This is a genomic window from Streptomyces natalensis ATCC 27448 (assembly GCF_000935125.1).
Taxonomy (GTDB): domain Bacteria; phylum Actinomycetota; class Actinomycetes; order Streptomycetales; family Streptomycetaceae; genus Streptomyces; species Streptomyces natalensis.
On sequence record NZ_JRKI01000008.1, the window covers coordinates 191,445 to 208,326 of the forward strand.

At 73.4% G+C, this 16,882-nt stretch carries 15 protein-coding genes and 1 tRNA gene; 6 read left to right on the forward strand and 10 right to left on the reverse strand.

What is annotated here, in order from left to right; genetic code table 11:
• Positions 1-37 precede the first annotated feature (37 nt).
• The gene (locus SNA_RS05730; RefSeq protein WP_030072985.1) at positions 38-538 is read left to right on the forward strand and encodes a DUF3830 family protein; all 501 of its coding nucleotides are present in this window, start codon (positions 38-40) and stop codon (positions 536-538) included.
• Positions 539-588: 50 nt separating this feature from the next.
• Here SNA_RS05730 and SNA_RS05735 read toward each other — a convergent pair whose 3' ends face one another.
• Positions 589-2,013 carry an amidase gene (locus SNA_RS05735; protein ID WP_044363603.1) on the reverse strand — a complete coding sequence of 475 codons (1,425 nt, stop codon included), beginning with the start codon at positions 2,011-2,013 and terminating at the stop codon, positions 589-591.
• 76 nt (positions 2,014-2,089) lie between these two features.
• The gene (locus SNA_RS05740; protein WP_030072314.1) at positions 2,090-3,055 is read right to left on the reverse strand and encodes a D-2-hydroxyacid dehydrogenase; all 966 of its coding nucleotides are present in this window, start codon (positions 3,053-3,055) and stop codon (positions 2,090-2,092) included.
• A 210-nt stretch (positions 3,056-3,265) separates the two neighbouring features.
• On the opposite strand from SNA_RS05740, the gene SNA_RS05745 reads away from it, so the two are divergent.
• The 3 genes from SNA_RS05745 (at position 3,266) to SNA_RS05755 (ending at position 6,329) form a co-directional block, all read left to right on the forward strand.
• Positions 3,266-4,177, forward strand: coding sequence for a maleate cis-trans isomerase family protein (locus SNA_RS05745; protein WP_030072316.1), 912 nt, complete (start codon positions 3,266-3,268; stop codon positions 4,175-4,177).
• Between the two features lie 97 nt (positions 4,178-4,274).
• On the forward strand, positions 4,275-5,000 hold the full coding sequence (locus tag SNA_RS05750; protein WP_044363604.1) for a maleate cis-trans isomerase family protein: 726 nt from the start codon (positions 4,275-4,277) through the stop codon (positions 4,998-5,000).
• 210 nt (positions 5,001-5,210) lie between these two features.
• Complete coding sequence (locus tag SNA_RS05755) at positions 5,211-6,329, forward strand: LLM class flavin-dependent oxidoreductase (RefSeq protein ID WP_030072318.1); 1,119 nt, start codon at positions 5,211-5,213, stop codon at positions 6,327-6,329.
• Positions 6,330-6,388: 59 nt separating this feature from the next.
• Here the strand turns inward: SNA_RS05755 and SNA_RS05760 are convergent, their stop codons facing one another.
• Positions 6,389-8,191 (reverse strand): putative bifunctional diguanylate cyclase/phosphodiesterase, encoded by a 1,803-nt coding sequence (locus tag SNA_RS05760; protein WP_044363783.1) that lies wholly within the window; start codon positions 8,189-8,191, stop codon positions 6,389-6,391.
• 361 nt (positions 8,192-8,552) lie between these two features.
• On the opposite strand from SNA_RS05760, the gene SNA_RS05765 reads away from it, so the two are divergent.
• The gene (locus SNA_RS05765) at positions 8,553-9,800 is read left to right on the forward strand and encodes a M6 family metalloprotease domain-containing protein (protein WP_030072326.1); all 1,248 of its coding nucleotides are present in this window, start codon (positions 8,553-8,555) and stop codon (positions 9,798-9,800) included.
• A 95-nt stretch (positions 9,801-9,895) separates the two neighbouring features.
• Here SNA_RS05765 and SNA_RS05770 read toward each other — a convergent pair.
• From SNA_RS05770 to SNA_RS05795, 6 genes are all read right to left on the reverse strand, one after another.
• A tRNA-Lys gene (locus SNA_RS05770) sits at positions 9,896-9,969 on the reverse strand.
• Between the two features lie 78 nt (positions 9,970-10,047).
• A complete protein-coding gene (locus SNA_RS05775) occupies positions 10,048-10,662 on the reverse strand; it encodes a bifunctional DNA primase/polymerase (protein ID WP_104531916.1) in 615 nt (204 codons plus the stop codon).
• Positions 10,663-10,979: 317 nt separating this feature from the next.
• Positions 10,980-11,363 carry a hypothetical protein gene (locus SNA_RS05780; protein WP_044363606.1) on the reverse strand — a complete coding sequence of 128 codons (384 nt, stop codon included), beginning with the start codon at positions 11,361-11,363 and terminating at the stop codon, positions 10,980-10,982.
• Positions 11,364-11,456: 93 nt separating this feature from the next.
• Positions 11,457-12,836, reverse strand: coding sequence for an AAA domain-containing protein (locus SNA_RS05785; protein ID WP_241779554.1), 1,380 nt, complete (start codon positions 12,834-12,836; stop codon positions 11,457-11,459).
• On the reverse strand, positions 12,833-14,380 hold the full coding sequence (locus SNA_RS05790; RefSeq protein ID WP_044363610.1) for a hypothetical protein: 1,548 nt from the start codon (positions 14,378-14,380) through the stop codon (positions 12,833-12,835). Before SNA_RS05790 ends, SNA_RS05785 begins: the two co-directional genes overlap by 4 nt.
• Positions 14,371-15,669, reverse strand: coding sequence for a hypothetical protein (locus SNA_RS05795; RefSeq protein WP_420823459.1), 1,299 nt, complete (start codon positions 15,667-15,669; stop codon positions 14,371-14,373). The genes SNA_RS05790 and SNA_RS05795 overlap by 10 nt, the downstream gene beginning before the upstream one ends.
• 302 nt (positions 15,670-15,971) lie before the next feature.
• Here SNA_RS05795 and SNA_RS05800 point away from each other — a divergent pair, with 302 nt between their 5' ends.
• The gene (locus SNA_RS05800; protein WP_030072337.1) at positions 15,972-16,565 is read left to right on the forward strand and encodes a histidine phosphatase family protein; all 594 of its coding nucleotides are present in this window, start codon (positions 15,972-15,974) and stop codon (positions 16,563-16,565) included.
• Positions 16,566-16,575: 10 nt separating this feature from the next.
• Here the strand turns inward: SNA_RS05800 and SNA_RS05805 are convergent, their stop codons facing one another.
• A complete protein-coding gene (locus SNA_RS05805) occupies positions 16,576-16,872 on the reverse strand; it encodes a putative quinol monooxygenase (RefSeq protein WP_044363612.1) in 297 nt (98 codons plus the stop codon).
• Between the last annotated feature and the right edge of the window lie 10 nt (positions 16,873-16,882).

The window sequence follows — 16,882 nt, forward strand, 5'->3', positions numbered from 1 at the left end:
GTTCCGTAAGCCGGTATTGCCCCCCTACGATCTGGGCATGACCGATCGCTTCATCGAAGTCTCCCTGGACAAGCGCGGCGTCAGCTGCACGGCCAAGTTGCTCGACGACCGCGCTCCGCTCACCTGTAACGCCGTCTGGGACGCGCTCCCGCTCGGCGGCGACGTCTACCACGCCAAGTACGCCCGGAACGAGATCTACGCCCTCGTCCCGCCGTTCGCCCCCCAGGAGCCGCCGCTGGAGAACCCGACGATCACCCCGATCCCCGGCGATCTGTGCTACTTCACCTTCAGCGACACCCAACTGGCCACAAAGTCCTACGGCTACGAACACGACGCCAAGCACCAGGGCCGCGCCACCGTCGTCGATCTCGCCCTCTTCTACGAGCGCAACAATCTGCTGATCAACGGCGACGCGGGCTGGGTCCCCGGCATCGTGTGGGGCACGATCGTCGACGGCCTGGACCGGATGGCGGACGCCTGCCAGGACCTGTGGCGGGCCGGCGCCCTGGGGGAGACCCTCAACTTCCGCCGCGCCTGAGGACCCTCCTCCGGGGCGGGTCCTCCGGGGCGGGTCCTACGGGGCGGGTCCTACGGGGCGGGCGGCGCGGGAATCTCCGCCGCGCCCGCCCCGTACAGCGCGTGCGCGGCGCGCAGCACCAGCGCATCCGCATGCCGCGCCCCCACCAGCTGGAGGCCGATCGGCAGCCCCGCGCCGTCCACTCCGCACGGCAGGCTCGCCGCGGGCTGCTGCGTCATGTTGAAGGGGTAGGTGAACGGCGTCCACCCCGTCCACCGCGTATGCCCCGACCCGGCCGGGACCTCGGCGCCGGCCTCGAAGGCGGTGATCGGTTCGGTCGGTGTCACCAGCAGGTCGTAGGCGCTGTGGAAACGCCCCATCGTCTGGCCGAGTGCCATCCGGGTGTCGACCGCCGCCAGATAGTCCAGCGCGCTGTAACGGGCGCCGCGCTCGCAGATCTCCTCCAGCCCCGGGTCGAGCAGCGCGCGCTGCGCCGCGTCCAGATGCTGTACGACCCGCGCCGCACCGCTGAACCACAGCGTGTGGAACGCCTCCACCGGGTCCGCGATGCCCGGGTCGATCTCCTCGACCACCGCGCCCAGCGCGGCCAGCTTCCCCACGGCCTCCCGGACCGCCGCCGCCACCTCGGCGGCCACCGGCACCGCCCAGCCCAGCGACGGGCTGAACGCCACCCGGAGCCCCGCCAGCGGCTCGTCCAGCGCCGCCCGGAAGGTTCCGGCGGCCGGCGCCAGCTGCGACCAGTCCCGCCAGTCCGGGCCGCAGATGACATCCAGCATCAGCGCCGCGTCCGCCGCATCGCGGGTCATCGGCCCGACGTGCGCCAGCGTCCCGAAGGGGCTCGCCGGATAGTGCGGGACCCGTCCGTAGGTGGCCTTGAAGGCGAAGATTCCGCAGAAGGACGCGGGGATCCGCACCGAGCCGCCGCCGTCCGTGCCCAGGCTCAGCGGGCCCGCGCCCAGCGCGACCGCCGCCGCGCTGCCGCCGCTGGAGCCGCCCGCGGTGCGCCGCGGGTCGTACGGATTGCCCGTCACCCCGTGCCGCGGACTGTCGGTGACACCCTTCCAGCCGAACTCCGGTGTGGTCGTCTTGCCGACGAAGACCGCACCGGACTCCCGCAGCCGGGCCACCGACGGCGCGTCCTCGTCGAAGGAGCCCTCCTCCCGGGCGGTGAGCGAGCCGCGCAGCGTCGGCGCGCCCCGCATCAGCAGGATGTCCTTCACGGTGACCGGCACCCCGTCGACCGGCCCCGCGGGCGTCCCCGACCGCCAGCGCTCCGCCGACTCCTTGGCCTCGGCCAGCGCCTCGTCCGCGGCGATCCGGGTGAAGCAGTTCGTCCGCGCCTGGGCGGCCTCGGCGCGCTCCAGGACGGCCAGGGTGGCCTCGACGGGGGAGAACTCGCCGGCCGCGTAACCGGCGGTGAGCCGGGTGGCGGTCAGATCCGCGAGCGAGGCGGTCGGGGTCGGGTCGGTCGTCATGCGTCCTCCGGGCATCGGCCGCCCCGGGCGGGGCGGCGGGAACGGGGCGGCACAAAGGGCCGGACGGCCCGCGCCGTCAGCCGACCGGTACGTACCCCAGCCGCTTGTCGACGAGATTGCGCAGCGGCCGGCCGGCCGACCACTGGTCGAAGTTGTCCTGGAACTGCTCGGCGAGCGCATCCCGCCAGCCCAGCGTGTCCCCGCTCATGTGCGGCGAGACGATCAGATGCGGGACGTCCCACAGGGGGCTGTCGGCGGTCAGCGGCTCCTGCTCGAAGACGTCCAGCGCGGCGGCCGCGATCCGCCAGCCGCGCAGCGCCGCGACCAGATCGTCCTCGACGACCAGGGGGCCGCGCCCGATGTTGATGAACCGGGCCCGCGGCGGCATCAGGGCGAACGCCTCCTTGCCGAACAGCCCGCGGGTCGCCTCCGTCAGGGGCGCCGCGCACACCACCCAATCGGCCTGGGGCAGCAGGCCGTTCAGCGCCTCACTCGGGTGGACGAGACCGAACTCGGGATCTTCCGGACGGGCCCGGCGGCCGACGAGATCGACCTTGACACCCAGTGCCAGCAGGGTGGTCCCGATGGCCCGGCCGATCGGGCCGGAGCCCACCACGACCGCCCGGCTGCCGGCCACCCGGAGCGTCTCGCGGTGCTGCCAGCGCCGCTGCCGCTGGAGCTCCCAACTTCCGTAGAAATCTTTGGCCATGGCGATCACCAGGCCGGCGACGTACTCGGCGATCGGCTGCTCGAAGACGCCCCGCGCATTGGTCACCAGGGTGTCGTCGGCGATCAGCGCCGGGCACAGCAGGCGGTCCACGCCGGCGCTCGCGGTGTGCACCCACGCCGGCCTCGGCCCCTTCTCGGGCCACGCCTCCCGGATGGCGTCGGAGGTGAAATCCCAGGCCAACAGCACATCGGCGGTAGGGAGTAGACCGGCCAGAGAGGTCTCGTCGGCAAAGATCACCCGGGCCCGGCCGGCCAGCCGGTCCAGCTTCGGGGGCGGGTCGGAACCCAGGACAAGGACGGTGCTTTCAGACATAGGTCAGAAACCGTTTCGAAACGTATGCGCGGTAGGAAAGACAGGGCGCCGGAAAGATGCCTGGGATGCGAGGATTGACCACGCTAAGAAGTCGTATCTACCGTGTCAAGAACGGCATCTGTCCCGGCGTCCCGGCATGGACCGGCTGCTTCACCTTCCCGGCCACTGGCCTGGCTCCCCTTACCCCTTCGTTTCTTCTAGGGGCCTTAAATGGACGTCTCCTTCCTTGGTGGTCCCCAGCCTCAGCTCGGCGTGGGCGTTGTCGCCCCTTTTGACTTCGCGCTCGACCGCGAGCTGTGGCGCTGGGTCCCCGACGATGTGTCTCTCCACCTCACCCGGACCCCCTTCGTGCCCGTCGAGGTCAGCCTCGATCTGGCCCGCCTGGTCAGCGAGCACGAAACCCTCCAGTCCGCCGTGCAGGCACTGTGCGCGGTCTCCCCGCAGGTCATCTCCTATGCCTGCACCTCCGGCAGTTTCGTCGCAGGCGTGGCGGGCGAGCGGGCCATGTGTGCCGCCATGGTCCAGGCGGGGGAAGTGCCCTGCCTGACCACCTCGGGAGCACTCCTGGAGGCGCTGCGCGAGATCGGCGCGCGGCGCATCGCAGTGGTGACCCCGTACACCAAATCGGTCACCGACTCCCTGGAGAGCTATATCGGCGAGGCGGGCATCACGGTCACCGGCCGCGCCTACCTCGGACTGACCCGGCACATCTGGAAGGTGCCCTACCGCGATGTCGTCGACATGGCCCGCGCGGCCGTGGTCGGTGCGGCCGATGCGCTCTTCATCAGCTGTACGAACCTGCCGACCTACGACGTGATCCCGCAGCTGGAGGCCGAGCTGCGGATGCCCGTGCTGTCCGCCAACCAGGTCACGATGTGGGCCGCGCTGCGCGCCATCGGCGTCTACGCCGTAGGCCCGTACCAGGCGCTGCTCGACCCGGTGGCGCGACGCGGTCCGGCCGCGATGACCGGGTCGGGGGCCGGCGTGCCGGAGAGCCGGCCCGGGCCGACGCCCGAGGCCGCGTTCGCCGGGCCGCCCGCGCCTGTTGACGGGGAGGTGGGTGACAGCATCGAGCCGCCGCCCTACCTGCCCGACGAACCCGGACCCCAGCCCCCGGTGTGAGGCCGGTCCGCCCTCCCCCCCCGCCCGCGCCGCCGAAGGCAACCGCCGCCGGCGGCGCCCACCCGCACCCACCGCTGTACACGAAAGAGAGCACTGCATGGCATCGGTCGGCTTCCTCTACCCCGGCTACTCCGCGGAGGACGACTACCCGCGGATCGAGGCGCTGCTGAGCGGCGGCGTCGGGCTGCCGCTCGTGCACACCGACATCGGCGAGGACGCCCATCGCGTCGACGCGCTGCTGGAGATGGGCTCCGCGGTCCGGCTCGCGGCCGGTGTCGACGCGCTCAAGGAGCGGGGCGCCGAGGCCGTCGTCTGGGCCTGTACGAGCGCCAGCTTCGTCTTCGGCTGGGAGGGCGCGCACGAACAGGTTCGCGAGCTGTCGGCCAGGGCCGGTCTGCCCGCCTCCAGTACGTCCTTCGCCTTCGCGCACGCCATCCGGGAGCTCGGCGCCCACCGCGTCGCGATCGCCGCCACCTACCCGGAGGACGTGGCCGAGCACTTCCGCGCCTTCCTGAAGTCCGCCGGGGCGGAGGTCGTCTCGACCCGCGGCAGCGGGATCATCACCGCCGCCGAGGTCGGCACCTGGGGCCGTACGGAGGTGCTGACGCTGGCCCGGGCCGGAGACCACCCGGACGCCGAGGCGGTCCTGCTGCCCGACACCGCCCTGCACACCGCGGCCTATCTGCCCGACCTCGAAGCCGAGCTCGGCAAACCGGTCCTCACCGCCAATCAGGTCACCGTCTGGGAAGGGCTGCGGCTGCTCGACCGGGAGATCGCCTGCCCGCGGCTGGGCACCCTCTTCGCGCGAACCGGGCGGGGGTAGCCGGAGCGCCGCCCGGGCGGCCCGCGGCGCCCGGCCCGGAATAATCGGAGAAGCGCTCCGGTTGACGCCCTCGCAGACCAGCGCGATGCGAGGAGGGCTCACAACCGTGAGAGAGCGAAGCATGGGGGTCCCCCCGGCCGGAGGCTGGGGGAGAACAATCGGGAGGTGCGTGCCTCGCGAATGCGAGGCCGAGCGAAGCGAGGTCTCGGCATGAGTGGTGAAGTGGAGCAGCCCCCGGGCGGCGACGACGGCATCCGGGGCACCGCCCGGGGCGGTGCCCCCGTCCCGTTGTCCGTCCTGGACCTGGTGACCGTCGGCGCCGGCCACACCGCCACCGGCGCCGTGCGCACCGCCGTCGACCTCGCCCGTACGGCCGAGCGGCGCGGCTTCCACCGCTACTGGGTCGCCGAGCACCACTCCATGCCCGGCGTCGCCTCGTCCTCCCCCGCCGTGCTGCTCGCCCACCTGGCCGCGCACACCTCCGCCATCCGGCTCGGCTCCGGCGGGGTGATGCTGCCCAACCACGCCCCGCTGGTCATCGCCGAGCAGTTCGGCACGCTGGAGGCGATGGCCCCGGGCCGGATCGACCTGGGCCTGGGCCGCGCGCCGGGCACCGACGGCGCCACCGCCGCGGCCCTCCGGCGCACCGAGCTCCACCAGGAGGGCGCCGAGGAATTCCCACAGCAGCTGCTCGAGTTGACCCGCTTCCTGGACGCCTCCTTCCCCGACGGCCACCCCTACGCCGGCATCCATGCCGTCCCCGGCCCGGTGCAGGCCACCGCGCCCGGCGGGGTGCAGTCCCCGCACCGCCCGCCCCTGTGGCTGCTCGGCTCCTCCGGCTTCAGCGCCCAGCTGGCCGGTGCCCTCGGCCTGCCGTTCGCCTTCGCGCACCACTTCTCCGCGGCCAACACCGTGCCCGCGCTCGACCTCTACCGCTCCTCCTTCCGTCCCTCCGAGGTGCTCTCCGAGCCGTACGCCCTGATAGGCGTCGCGGCGCTGGCCGCCGAGGACGAGCGGGAGGCCCGCCGCCAGGTGAGGACCGGCGCCCTGGCGATGCTCCGCCTGCGCACCGGCCGCCCCGGCCTGGTCCCCACCCCGAAGGAGGCCGCGGCGTACGACTTCACCGACCGCGAACGCGGCTTCGTCGACAGCTGGCTGGGCAATGTCGTCCACGGCACCCCCGATGCCGTCCGTCAGGGCCTCGACGACCTGGTACGGCGCACCGGCGCGGACGAGCTGATGATCACCGCCAATGTGCACGGCGGCGAGGCGCGGCTGAGGTCGTACGAGCTGATAGCCGATGCGTACGGGCTGCCGGACGGGCCCTGAGGCTTAGGGCCCTTCTGCCGATCTCCGTGGGAGAAGGGCCCTGGGCGGCGCCGGGCCGCTCAGCAGTCCGTGCGCCGTCCCGCGTCCAGCAGCGCCGCCACCCGGTCCGGGGCCACCGGCCGTGAGTAGAGCCAGCCCTGCCCCGTGTCGCAGCCGATGCGCCGCAGCCGCTCGGCCTGTTCGGCGCTCTCCACGCATTCGGCGGTGACGGTCAGGCCGAGGCGGTGGGCGAGCGCGACGAGCGCCTCGACGATCATTTCGTCGGCGGGGTTGGGGTGCTCCTGGGAGCGGAAGCCGTGGACGAAGGAGCCGTCCAGTTTGAGGACGGAGACCGGGAGGCGGCTGAGGTAGGCGAGGTTGGAGTAGCCGGTGCCGAAGTCGTCGATGGCGATCCGTACGCCCATGTCGCTCAGCGCCTGGAGGGCCTGGAGGGGGCGGCCGGCGGAGCCCATGACCGCCGATTCGGTCAGCTCCAGCTGGAGCAGGCGCGGCGGCAGGCCGGTCTCGGCCAGGATGCCGGCCACGTCCGCGACCAGGTCGGAGTCCCACACCTGACGTACGGCCACATTGACGCTGACGAACAGCGGCTGGCCGCCGGGGTGCGCCAGCTGCCAGGCCCGCGCCTGGTGGCAGGCCCGCTCCAGGACCCAGCGGCCCAGCTCGACGATGGCGCCGTTCTCCTCGGCCAGTGCGATGAACCGATTCGGCGAGAGGGTGCCGAACTGCGGATGCCGCCAGCGCACCAGTGCCTCGACGCCCTGCGCCCGGCCGTCACCCAGACCGACCAGCGGCTGGTACTCCAGGGTGAATTCGCCGCGGTCGACGGCCGGGCGCAGGGTACTGGAGAGCGCCTGCCGGGTCATCCGGTGGGCGTTGCGCTCGGGGTCGAAGAGGGTCCAGCGGGCCTTGCCGTCCTCCTTGGCCCAGAACAGCGTGGTGTCGGCGGCCTGCATCAGCCCGGTGGCGGTGGTGCCGGAGGCGGTCCGCTCGACGACGCCGATGCTCGCCGAGACCGACAGCCGCTGCCCGGCAAGGTCGAACGGCCGCTGGAGCGCATCGAGCACGCACTGGGCCAGCTCGGCCAGCTGGTCGGTGCCGGTGGAGTCCTCCACCAGGATCGCGAACTCGTCGCCGCCCAGCCTCGCCACCAGATGCCCGCCGTGGGCCGGCCCGCGGTCGCCGGCGGTCTCGGCGCAGCGCAGCAGCCGCTGGGCGACCGCGCTCAGCAGCCGGTCGCCGACGCGGTGCCCGAGGGTGTCGTTGACGGCCTTGAAGCCGTCCAGGTCCAGATAGCACAGTCCGATCCGCCCGGTGCCGGCCGGTTCGAAGGCGGCCGTCTCCAGGGCGCCGGAGAGCCGTTCGAAGAAGAGGGCGCGGTTGGGCAGGCGGGTCACCGGGTCGTGCATCTGGAGATGCCGCAGCCGGGCGAGCAGATCGTGGCGGTCGCTGATGTCGTCCACCGACAGCAGGACCCCGTCCTCACCCATCTGGGGTTCGACGGTCACCTCCACCCAGACGGAGTGCCCGTCGGGGTGTTTGAGGCGGCGGGTGCAGCGCAGCCGGTCGCTGCGGCCGCACAGCACCTCGCGGTAGGCGGTCCACACCCGGGGGTCGGCGCCGAGGTCGGTCAGGTCCGCGGCGGTGGCGGCGACCAGGTCGTCGGGGTCGGTGCCGACCAGTTCGCCGAAGGCGGGGTTGGCCGCGAGGACCAGACCGTCGCGGTTGAGCACGGCCATCGGCATCCGGGCGGCCTGGAAGGCGGCGCGGTAGTCGGCGAGGCCGGCGGCGTTGTCGTCGCAGCGGCCGAGGGGGCGGCGCCGGCCGCCGCCCGATGCTTTGGTCCTGCCGTCACGTTCCGTCACGGATTGCAGCGTCGCTCCGGGCGTGCGGCCCGTGCTGTCGGGGTGTCCGCTCACTGCTCGCTCCCGCATGGCGCTTGTCTCGTGATGGAGGGTGGATCCCGCGCTGGAAAGTGTGGCGATCATAGAGGCTGGTGCAACGGCCGATCCAGCGACGCAGCCGGGATCGTCGGCACGCATGACGGAACTTCAGCCATTTCTGCACGGCTGTGTTCGTGTCGCTTCCAAGGTTGGCCGTTTGTTACTTTCCGTCACACGAGGGCCGCGACGCGCCGGTCACCCGTCCGGGCCCCCGAACAGGACGAACGGCATGTAAACGCCACAGGGTGGGGGAGGTCTGCCGAATCCTTCCCGGGAGGTCGATGTGTCGCGCGACCGGACACCCGAGGGGGTGGAGCGCCGTCGACTGCGGCGCCTCGCCGCCGTCGCCACCTCGCTGAGCGCGCTGATCGCGACCTCCGTCGTCGCGGGCCCCGCCACCGCCTCCGACGCGGCCCTGTCCTGCGCACTGAACCGCACCGACGCCCACCACTCCGAGGGCCTCGACAGCTGGAACGGCGCCTACCCCCACCCCGCCGGCCACCTCGACGCCGTCATGATCTTCCTGTCCTTCCCGGACTCCCGCCCCCTAGCCCAGCCGGGCGAAATCTCCAAGGACTACTTCCCGGCCACCTCCCGCTTCTTCGACCGCGCCTCGTACGGCAGATTCCGGTTGCGTGCACACATCCACAAGAAGTGGGTGCAGATGCCGCACCGGTCCGGTGCGTACGGAATACAGCGCGACTGGGACTCCGGCCACCGTTCGGCCTATCTGCGCGATGCGGTCGCCGCCGCCGACGCCTCGGTCGACTTCAGCCGCTACGACCTGGTGTATTTCGTCGCCGACCCGGACGCCCCGGGCGTCGACTCGGACGCCACCAAGGTCGTCAATCTGGACGAGCCGATGCACGCCGACCACACCGACCTGCGCCGCTTCGTGACCGTCTTCGAACAGAGCCCGCCGGACCGCAACGTCCTCGCCCACGAGACCGGTCACGTCCTCGACCTGCCCGACCTCTACCACCGTCCGGGCGACGGCAAGGGCGACTGGGACACCTTTGTGGGGGACTGGGACCTCATGGGCAGCCAGTTCGGCCTGGCGCCCGACCCCTTCGCCTGGCACAAGTGGAAGCTCGGCTGGCTCGGCGACAACCAGGTCGACTGCGCCACGCTGGGCCGCTCCCCGACACTGCACTCCCTGCGTCCGCTGTCCGACCCCGCCGAACAGGGCGACGCCCGCCGGCCCCGCCTGCTGGTGGTCCGTACCGGCCCCGACAGCGCCCTCGCCATGGAAGGGCGCGACGCGACGGGCAACGACCGCTCCGTATGCAGCCAGGGCGTCCTCGTCTACCGCGTCCACAGCGATACGGCCTCCGGGGCGGGACCGGTGCGCGTCCTGGACGGCCATCCCGGCTCCTCGGCCTGCTGGGGCACCTCTGTCTACCCGCCGCTGGCGAATGCGCCGCTGGGCGTGGGGGAGGGGCTGACCGACCGGCAGGACGGCCTGCGGATCCAGGTCGAGGGGCGCGGCGCAGACGGGGAGTGGACGGTCAAACTGAGCCGCGCCGGCTGAGGGCATGGCGGCCCGGATACGCGGAGGCGTCCCGGATGCGGGGCGTCCCGGATACGTCGAAGGCCCCCACCGAGGTGGGGGCCTTCGACCGTCTGTGCGCCGCCAGGGACTCGAACCCCGGACCCGCTGATTAAGAGTCAGCTGCTCTAACCAACTGAGCTAGCGGCGCCTGCTGACGGAGGAAACAGTAGCACCCGGTCCGGGCAGGGCAAAAATCGGTTTGTCTGCACCCGCGACCGGCCCGTGATCACCCGGTGGTCAGCGCCGGAACGGGGCCCTGAAGTGCGGTTTCGTGCTCCTCGTCGGCGGCGCAGCGGGCGGCCCGGACACAGGCCCACAGCAGTACGTCGGGCCCCGGCAGCCAGGGGCTGCGCACGTCCGGGGCGACCAGCCACCGGGAGACGGCCGGCGTGAGGGCGTCGTCAGCCGCCGCCCGCTCGGCGGGGACGTGGCCGGGGTGCAGCGGCGGGACCGTCACCGCGTCCCCGGCGCCGTGGTACAGCAGCGGCGGTACGGCGTGCGCCCACTCCTCCCAGCCGAGCAGCGACGGCAGCCGGTGGGCGGTCCCGGGGGAGGCGAACAGCAGGATCCGGCCGCGGTGCGCCGCCACCGGCCCCGAACCGGGGCCCGCCGACCACAGCCGGTCGACCATCCGGCGTCCGAACAGCGCCGGGGCGTTGATCACGTCGAAGGCGGTCCCGCACGGCAGGACGCTGGGGGCGGTGGGGTGGGTCGCCCAGAGGGTCTGGACGGAGTGCGGATGAGGGCTGGCGGAGGCGAGCCAGTCGGCGCCGTCCAGGGTGACGTAAGCCGCTGTGGGGAACCGGAGGGTCCGGGGAGTGTCGGGCAGCCAGTCGCTCATGCCGAGCCTCCCCCGGTCTCCGACCGGGGTACCCGCACGCTTCGCTCGGCCTCGCATTCACGAGGCGCGCACCTCCTGATTGCCCGCTCGCTTCGCTCGCTCATGGGGACAGGTCTACCCATTCCCCACCCGGGGGTTATGCGGATTGCCGGAAACCGGGACGAGGCGGCGGGCGAGGCAGTATCTTGCCCGCTTTGCATATGCCAGGGGCCATGGGTGGTAGGCATGCGCCGTACCGAGACGCCTGTGACGGACGGTACGGAAGGGGATACGGGCACGGCGTAGCGGCCGGGAGCCGTGCCCGGCCCGCGGCGCGTTCAGTCGGCCTCGCCGAGATGCGTGCGGCCGTCTTGCAGCAGCCCGCGGCCGAACTCGATCATCTTCAGCGCATAGTCCTCGGACCACTCCGCCTGCTCGGCGAGCGTCGCCAGCGGCAGCCGGTCGAAACGCCGCGGATCCGCCAGCTGGGCGGCGGCGATCGCCTGGTATTCGGTGGCGCGGTCGGCCGCCACCCGGAACGCCAGCGCCAGCTCCGTGGAGCGGCGCAACAGCTCCTGCGGGTCGTCCATCGACTCCAGATCGAAGAAGTGCTCGGGGTCGGCGACGGCCTCGGGCGGCTCGAAGACCAGCGACGCGGGCCTCCTGCGCCGGGGTGCCGACGACGCAGCGCCGGATTCGGAAGCCGGACGCGGCTGGGACATGTACGTACCTCCAGATCGTGTGCCGCATTCCATTGTCCCGCCTCGCGCAAGGGGGCCATAGGGCCAGGGCACATACCGGGGGCGGAGCGTCGGTCATGGCCGCCACCGCACCCGGTGCTCCGCCAGATGTGCCAGCACGGCGTGATGGGCCTCCCAGCCGTCCGGGAACTTCACCGTGACGCCCAGCTGGACCGGCTCCGTGGAGGGGTGCTCGTCCAGCAGCTCGGCGACGCCTTCCCGGCAGACCACGATGCAGGCGTGCCGGTGGCGGGAGGCGAGCACGCACAACCGGCCGGTCTCCAGGTGGAAGGCGGTGGCATCGGGGCGGCCGGAGAGCGGGTGGAGAACGACCGTCACGTCGAACTCGCGGCCCTGGAGGCGGTTGGCGGTGTCCACCGTGACGCCCTGCACGCCCAGCTCGGCGAGCGCCGCGCGGACCGCCGCCGCCTGGTCGCGGTGGGCCGTGCCGACCGCGATCCGCCCGGCGGTCAGCGGCACCGCATCGGGCCCGTGCTCGCTGGTCGCGGCGCCCCCGCGGTCGAGCAGCCGGCGCGCCACGAGGGCCACCGCGCGTACCGCCTCCGGGTCCGTACGCGGCGTACGGCGGGCGGGCAGTTCGAGCAGGCCCCAGCCGGACTCGGCGGCCTCGTCCAGGACCCGGTCCACGCCCGAGCCGTCCCCGGCCACCCCGAAGGCCAGCCGGCGGTCCCCGTGGCCGGTACCGCTGCGGAAGGGCGTGTACGGGTAGAACGCGTCGGAGACCAGCGGCGCGGCGGAGGCCGGCAGGCGCCAGGAGACGGGCAGGCGGTGCTGTGGCAGGTCGGGGTTGTGCGCCAGCAGGGTGGCGACGGCGCTGGCGGACGGGTCGTAGGCCAGACCCGCCCATTGCTCGGCGCCCACTACGCTGAACGGGTCCAGCTGCCCGGGATCGCCCACGAACAGCGCCCGCTCGAAGAGCCCGGCGACGGCCAGCAGCGCGTCGGAGCGCATTTGGTACGCCTCGTCCACGATGGCGTGCTGCCAGGGCTCCTCGACCTTGGTGTAGGCCCACTTGGCGGCCGTGGAGACGACGATGGGCAGGCCCGTGAGGTCGGCCACCTTGGCGGAGGTGTGGACCGACGGGAGATCGGCCAGGGCCGGATCGACGGCCCCGGCCTCGCTGCTGTGCAGGCGGCCCACCGGCAGCTCGGGGTCCTTGTCGGCCAGCCGCAGGACGAGGTCATCGACCTGGGCGTTGGTCTGGGCCACGACCATCAACCGGCGCCCGGCGGAGGCCAGTTCGCGGGCGGCGCGGACCACCAGGGTGGACTTGCCGGCGCCGGGCGGGGAGTCGACCACCACCCCGCGCCGGGCGCCGTGCAGCGTGTCGTGCACGATCGCGTCCGTCGCGGCGGCGGCCGCGGCCGAGGGGTCGAAGGCGGCGTCCCCCGCGCTCTTGAGGAACAGGGAGATACCCCCGTCGGGCCGGGTCACAGGAAATCCTCCGGTGTCACGGGATCGGGGGCGTCGGCCGGTGTGCCGGCGGCCGCCGGCGGTCCGCCGTGCGTCCAGGGCGTGTCCTCCGGGTCGGGCAACTCCGGGCCGCCGCGCGGGGCGTGCTCGAACAGCGTCCAGGTCACCGCGTCGCCGTCCTCCGGGACGGAACCGGCCTCCGGCTCCTTGCCGCGCCCCATCCCGCCCGTCAGCCGCACCACCAGGGCGCCGCTCTCCCCGGTGGCATACCCGACGAACTCCGCGGGCTGGGTCCTGCCGTCGGGCAGCGGGCGGTGGAGGCGGATGCCCTCGGACAGCTGGGGACGGTCGCCGGTGCGCAGCGTGACCAGGGGGCGCGGCATCGGGCGCTTCCCCTCGGAGTAGGCCATTTCGACGTGGACGACCGTGCCGCACAGCGCCTCGCCCGCGAGCCGGCGGCCCGCCATCACCAGCGGGTCGTCCAGGGCCTCCTGGGCGTCGAGCTGGGCCTGCGCGGCCTCCCGGGAGGCCAGCTTCTGGGCGGCGGTGACGGCGTCGTCCCGCCGGGGCTGCGGCGGCTCCCCGGCGCGCACCCGGTCGCGGTGCGCCGTGTACGACCAGCGGTCGCGCTTCCAGCGGTCGGCGACCCGCGATCCCGGCGGCAGCGCGCGCAGCAGGTCCAGACCCCGCCAGACGGCGTCCCAGGTGGGCCGCAACTGGCCCTCTATCAGGGCGCGGACCTCTTCCTCGGCGCCGGCGCGCCCCGCGTCGTAACGGGCCATCGCGGGGGCGAGCAGCCGGTTGTCGAAGGCCGGGTCCGTGGCCGGGCCGGCCGGCGGGCACAGCAGCTGACCGTCCGCGTCCCGCCCCGTCTCGGCGCGCTCGGCCGCCTCCCGGCCCGATACGCCCGGCGGCGGGTCGATCCAGGCGAGCAGCGCCCCCAGATGCTGGTCCTCCAGCACGCTCTGCCCGGTGGCCCAATGGCGGCCCAGCAGCCCCGTCATGGCCAGCAGCAGACTGGCGCCCGGCACCCGGGCCCGCTCACCCAAATGAGTGAACCAGCGGCCCAGCAGCGGCACATGGGGCGGCGCGGGATACGGCGTCTCCGGCTCCTGCTCGGCCGTCCGCCGAAACCGCATCGAGCGCCCCAGCAGCCGCACGAAGTCGATTCCCGCGGCGCTCGGCACGATCAACTGCGGGGCGTCCGCACACAGTTCGACCTGCACCGGGACCCGCTTGCCGGTCTCCGGGTCGGTCTCCTTGCGCTCCTCCCACTCCACGGCGTCCGCGAAGCCGTCCACATACGGCAGCACTGACTCGGCCAGCTCCGCCAGGAACGCGAACCGCAGATCGCGGTCGCGCGGCTGCGGTACGGCCAGCAGCTGCGGCTTCTCGCGGTCCGTACCGACCAGCATCCCCAGCGGCGCGCCGGCCTCACCGGCGGTGGTCAACGGGACGAGCACCAGCGGCCGTTCGGACAGATGGCGGTGGCGCACCGTGGTCAGCGGGGCGGCGCGGCCCGCGGCCACCGCCTCCATCCGGGCCAGCGTCTCGATCAGTGACATGACCCCTCCTCGGCCCCTTGCCCGGCCCGGCCCGCCGCCCGCCCCGCCCCGGTGGCGGCCAGCGCCTCGGCGCGCAGCGCGGCCGCCCGGCGCAGGGCCGGCACGGCCGGATCGTCGGGCCCGTGCTCCGCTTCCGGCTCCCCGGGGGCGGCCGCCGCCAGCACCTCCCCGATGGTCCGCAGTCCGCCCAGCTCACCGCGCACCCCGCGCCCCAGCGCCTCCACCGCGCCCCGCTCACGGGAGCGCTGACGGCAGTGGAAGGCCAGCTCGCAGGAGGCCAGGCACTCCGGGGCGTAGGCCGCGCCGACCGTCTCGACGGCCGCGGACAGCTCCTCGGGCGGCCGCGTCGCCGTCTTTCCGTCGTCCGCGAGCCGCAGATCGAAGGTCGTCCCGGGAGGAAGGGCGGCGGCGATCTCCTCGACCCGGGTGAGCCGGGTCAGCTGCCGCCGGGTCGTGGCCAGCTGTTTGCGGACGTCGACGGCCGCGGCGGCGGGGAGGTTGGAGAAGTCCTTCGGGCACACCAGCAGCACCCGGTCGCGCACCCGCACCTCGCGCCCGGTGCGCGCGGTGACATGCCCGGCGACGGTCTCGAGCGCGAGAACGTACACCGCCGCCTGGCGGGCCGCCTCGCCCACCTTGGCGGCGTCCGCGGCGCCGTCGATCATGGGGAAGGACTTGATCTCCACGACCGTCCAGCTGCCGTCCGGATGCACCACCACCGCATCCGGCTCCACATAGACCGGCGCGCCGGCCACCTCGACGGCCAGCATCGGATGGTCCAGCAGCGAGAAGCCCCCGGCGGCGGTCGCCTCGCGCAGCGCCAGCGCCGTACGGGCCGCGCGGCCCTCGGGGCCGGCGGCGGACAGATCGGGGACGGCGACCTCCTCGGGCTCCGGCGGCGCGGTGTCCGTCCGCAGCCGGTCGTGCAGCAGCCGCATCAGGGCCGCGCCGCCGTCGGACTTGACCCGCGCCTCGAAGGAGATGCCCCGCATGATCGCGAACTGGGACTGACCGTAGGCCGCCGGCGAGCCGAGCGCCTGTGCCAGGGCCCCCTTGTCGATCCCCGCGCCGTCCAGCAGCGCCCGGCGCTTGCAGCCGGGGTTGGCGGCGAGCGCGGCGAGCGCACGGGCGTCGAGCGAACGGGGGCGGACGCCGGGACCACGCAGCTCGGTGAGCCTGCGGCGCAGGCTCGACGTCGGCGTCTGCTGCCCCGCCGGCGGAGCGGACGCCGCGGGTCGACTGTCGCGGGAAACGTTCACCCGCGAAAGTCTCGCATCCGGCACTGACATGCGGGGCAATCCCCCGAAGATCCATACGCGGGCGCCCGCCGTGGCCGTCCGGACAGCAACCCGCGACGGCTCCTGCCCCGGTCCGGCCCGGCGCACGCTGCGGTTGCGGTCCCGCCGTGGCCCCTCCGGACAGCAACCCACGACGGCTCCCGCCCCGGCCAGCCCCGGCGCACTCCCACCCCGGTTACGGACAAAACGACCCGTGCGCGATGATGTAAGCAGTTCCGCGGTCAACGCCGCCCGCGCCGAGAAAACGATCAACGACCCACCGAGAGATCGGCGAGAGGCGAGAGAACACGACCATGGCAGCGCGCATCTTCCTGGCCCGGCACGGACAGACCGAGTGGTCCCGCCTCGGCAAGCACACCGGCCGCACCGACATCCCCCTCCTGGACGAGGGCCGCCATGGCGCCAAACTCCTGGGCGAGCGGCTGCACCGCGCCCCCTGGGACGGCCTCCCCGACGTCGAGGTCCGCACCAGCCCGCTGATCCGCGCCAAGGAGACCTGCCAACTGGCCGGTTTCGGCGACCGGGCCCGGGACTGGGACGCGCTGATGGAGTTCGACTACGGCGCGTACGAGGGCCTGACCCCGGCCGAGATCAAGGCCACCCGCCCCGACTGGCTCATATGGCGCGACGGCGTCCCCGAGGGCGAGACCCTCGCCCAGGTGAGCGCACGCGCCGACGAGGTCGTCACCTGGGCCCGCTCGGCCGACCGCGACGTCCTCGTCTTCGCGCACGGCCACATCCTGCGCGCCCTCGGCGCCCGCTGGCTGGGCCTGGACACCTCCTTCGGCGCCCGCATCCGCCTGGAACCCACCTCCCTGTCCGTCCTGGGCTGGGCCTACGGCGAACCGGCCATCGAGCGGTGGAACGACACCGGGCACCTGGGCTGACGGCCGCCGGTCAGGAAACGGGCGCGGCCACCAGCTCCCGTATCGTCATCGGCTCGGCGAGCACCCGCTCCAGCACCTGCCGCACATGGCCGAAGTGCGGCGTGGTGAAGTGCTCGGCCAGGGCCTGCCGGTCCGTCCACTCCTCGACGATCACCATGCGGGCGGGATCGTTGGGGTCGGCGTAGGGCCGGTAGGCGAGGCAGCCGGGCTCCTCCAGGGACGGTTCGATCATGGCCTCCAGGGCGGTGCGAAGGCGGTCCTCCTGGCCGTCCGCGGCCAGGCATTCGGCGACAACGACGAGGGACATGCTGCGGTCT

Coding starts and splice junctions, on each gene's coding strand:
- SNA_RS05775 (WP_104531916.1), bottom strand. CDS start 10,662: ATGAGCGACTGGCTGCCCGACACTCCCCGGACCCTCCGGTTCCCCACA.
- SNA_RS05795 (WP_420823459.1), bottom strand. CDS start 15,669: ATGTCAGTGCCGGATGCGAGACTTTCGCGGGTGAACGTTTCCCGCGAC.
- SNA_RS05790 (WP_044363610.1), bottom strand. CDS start 14,380: ATGTCACTGATCGAGACGCTGGCCCGGATGGAGGCGGTGGCCGCGGGC.
- SNA_RS05750 (WP_044363604.1), top strand. CDS start 4,275: ATGGCATCGGTCGGCTTCCTCTACCCCGGCTACTCCGCGGAGGACGAC.
- SNA_RS05805 (WP_044363612.1), bottom strand. CDS start 16,872: ATGTCCCTCGTCGTTGTCGCCGAATGCCTGGCCGCGGACGGCCAGGAG.
- SNA_RS05730 (WP_030072985.1), top strand. CDS start 38: ATGACCGATCGCTTCATCGAAGTCTCCCTGGACAAGCGCGGCGTCAGC.
- SNA_RS05745 (WP_030072316.1), top strand. CDS start 3,266: ATGGACGTCTCCTTCCTTGGTGGTCCCCAGCCTCAGCTCGGCGTGGGC.
- SNA_RS05735 (WP_044363603.1), bottom strand. CDS start 2,013: ATGACGACCGACCCGACCCCGACCGCCTCGCTCGCGGATCTGACCGCC.
- SNA_RS05740 (WP_030072314.1), bottom strand. CDS start 3,055: ATGTCTGAAAGCACCGTCCTTGTCCTGGGTTCCGACCCGCCCCCGAAG.
- SNA_RS05755 (WP_030072318.1), top strand. CDS start 5,211: ATGAGTGGTGAAGTGGAGCAGCCCCCGGGCGGCGACGACGGCATCCGG.
- SNA_RS05800 (WP_030072337.1), top strand. CDS start 15,972: ATGGCAGCGCGCATCTTCCTGGCCCGGCACGGACAGACCGAGTGGTCC.
- SNA_RS05780 (WP_044363606.1), bottom strand. CDS start 11,363: ATGTCCCAGCCGCGTCCGGCTTCCGAATCCGGCGCTGCGTCGTCGGCA.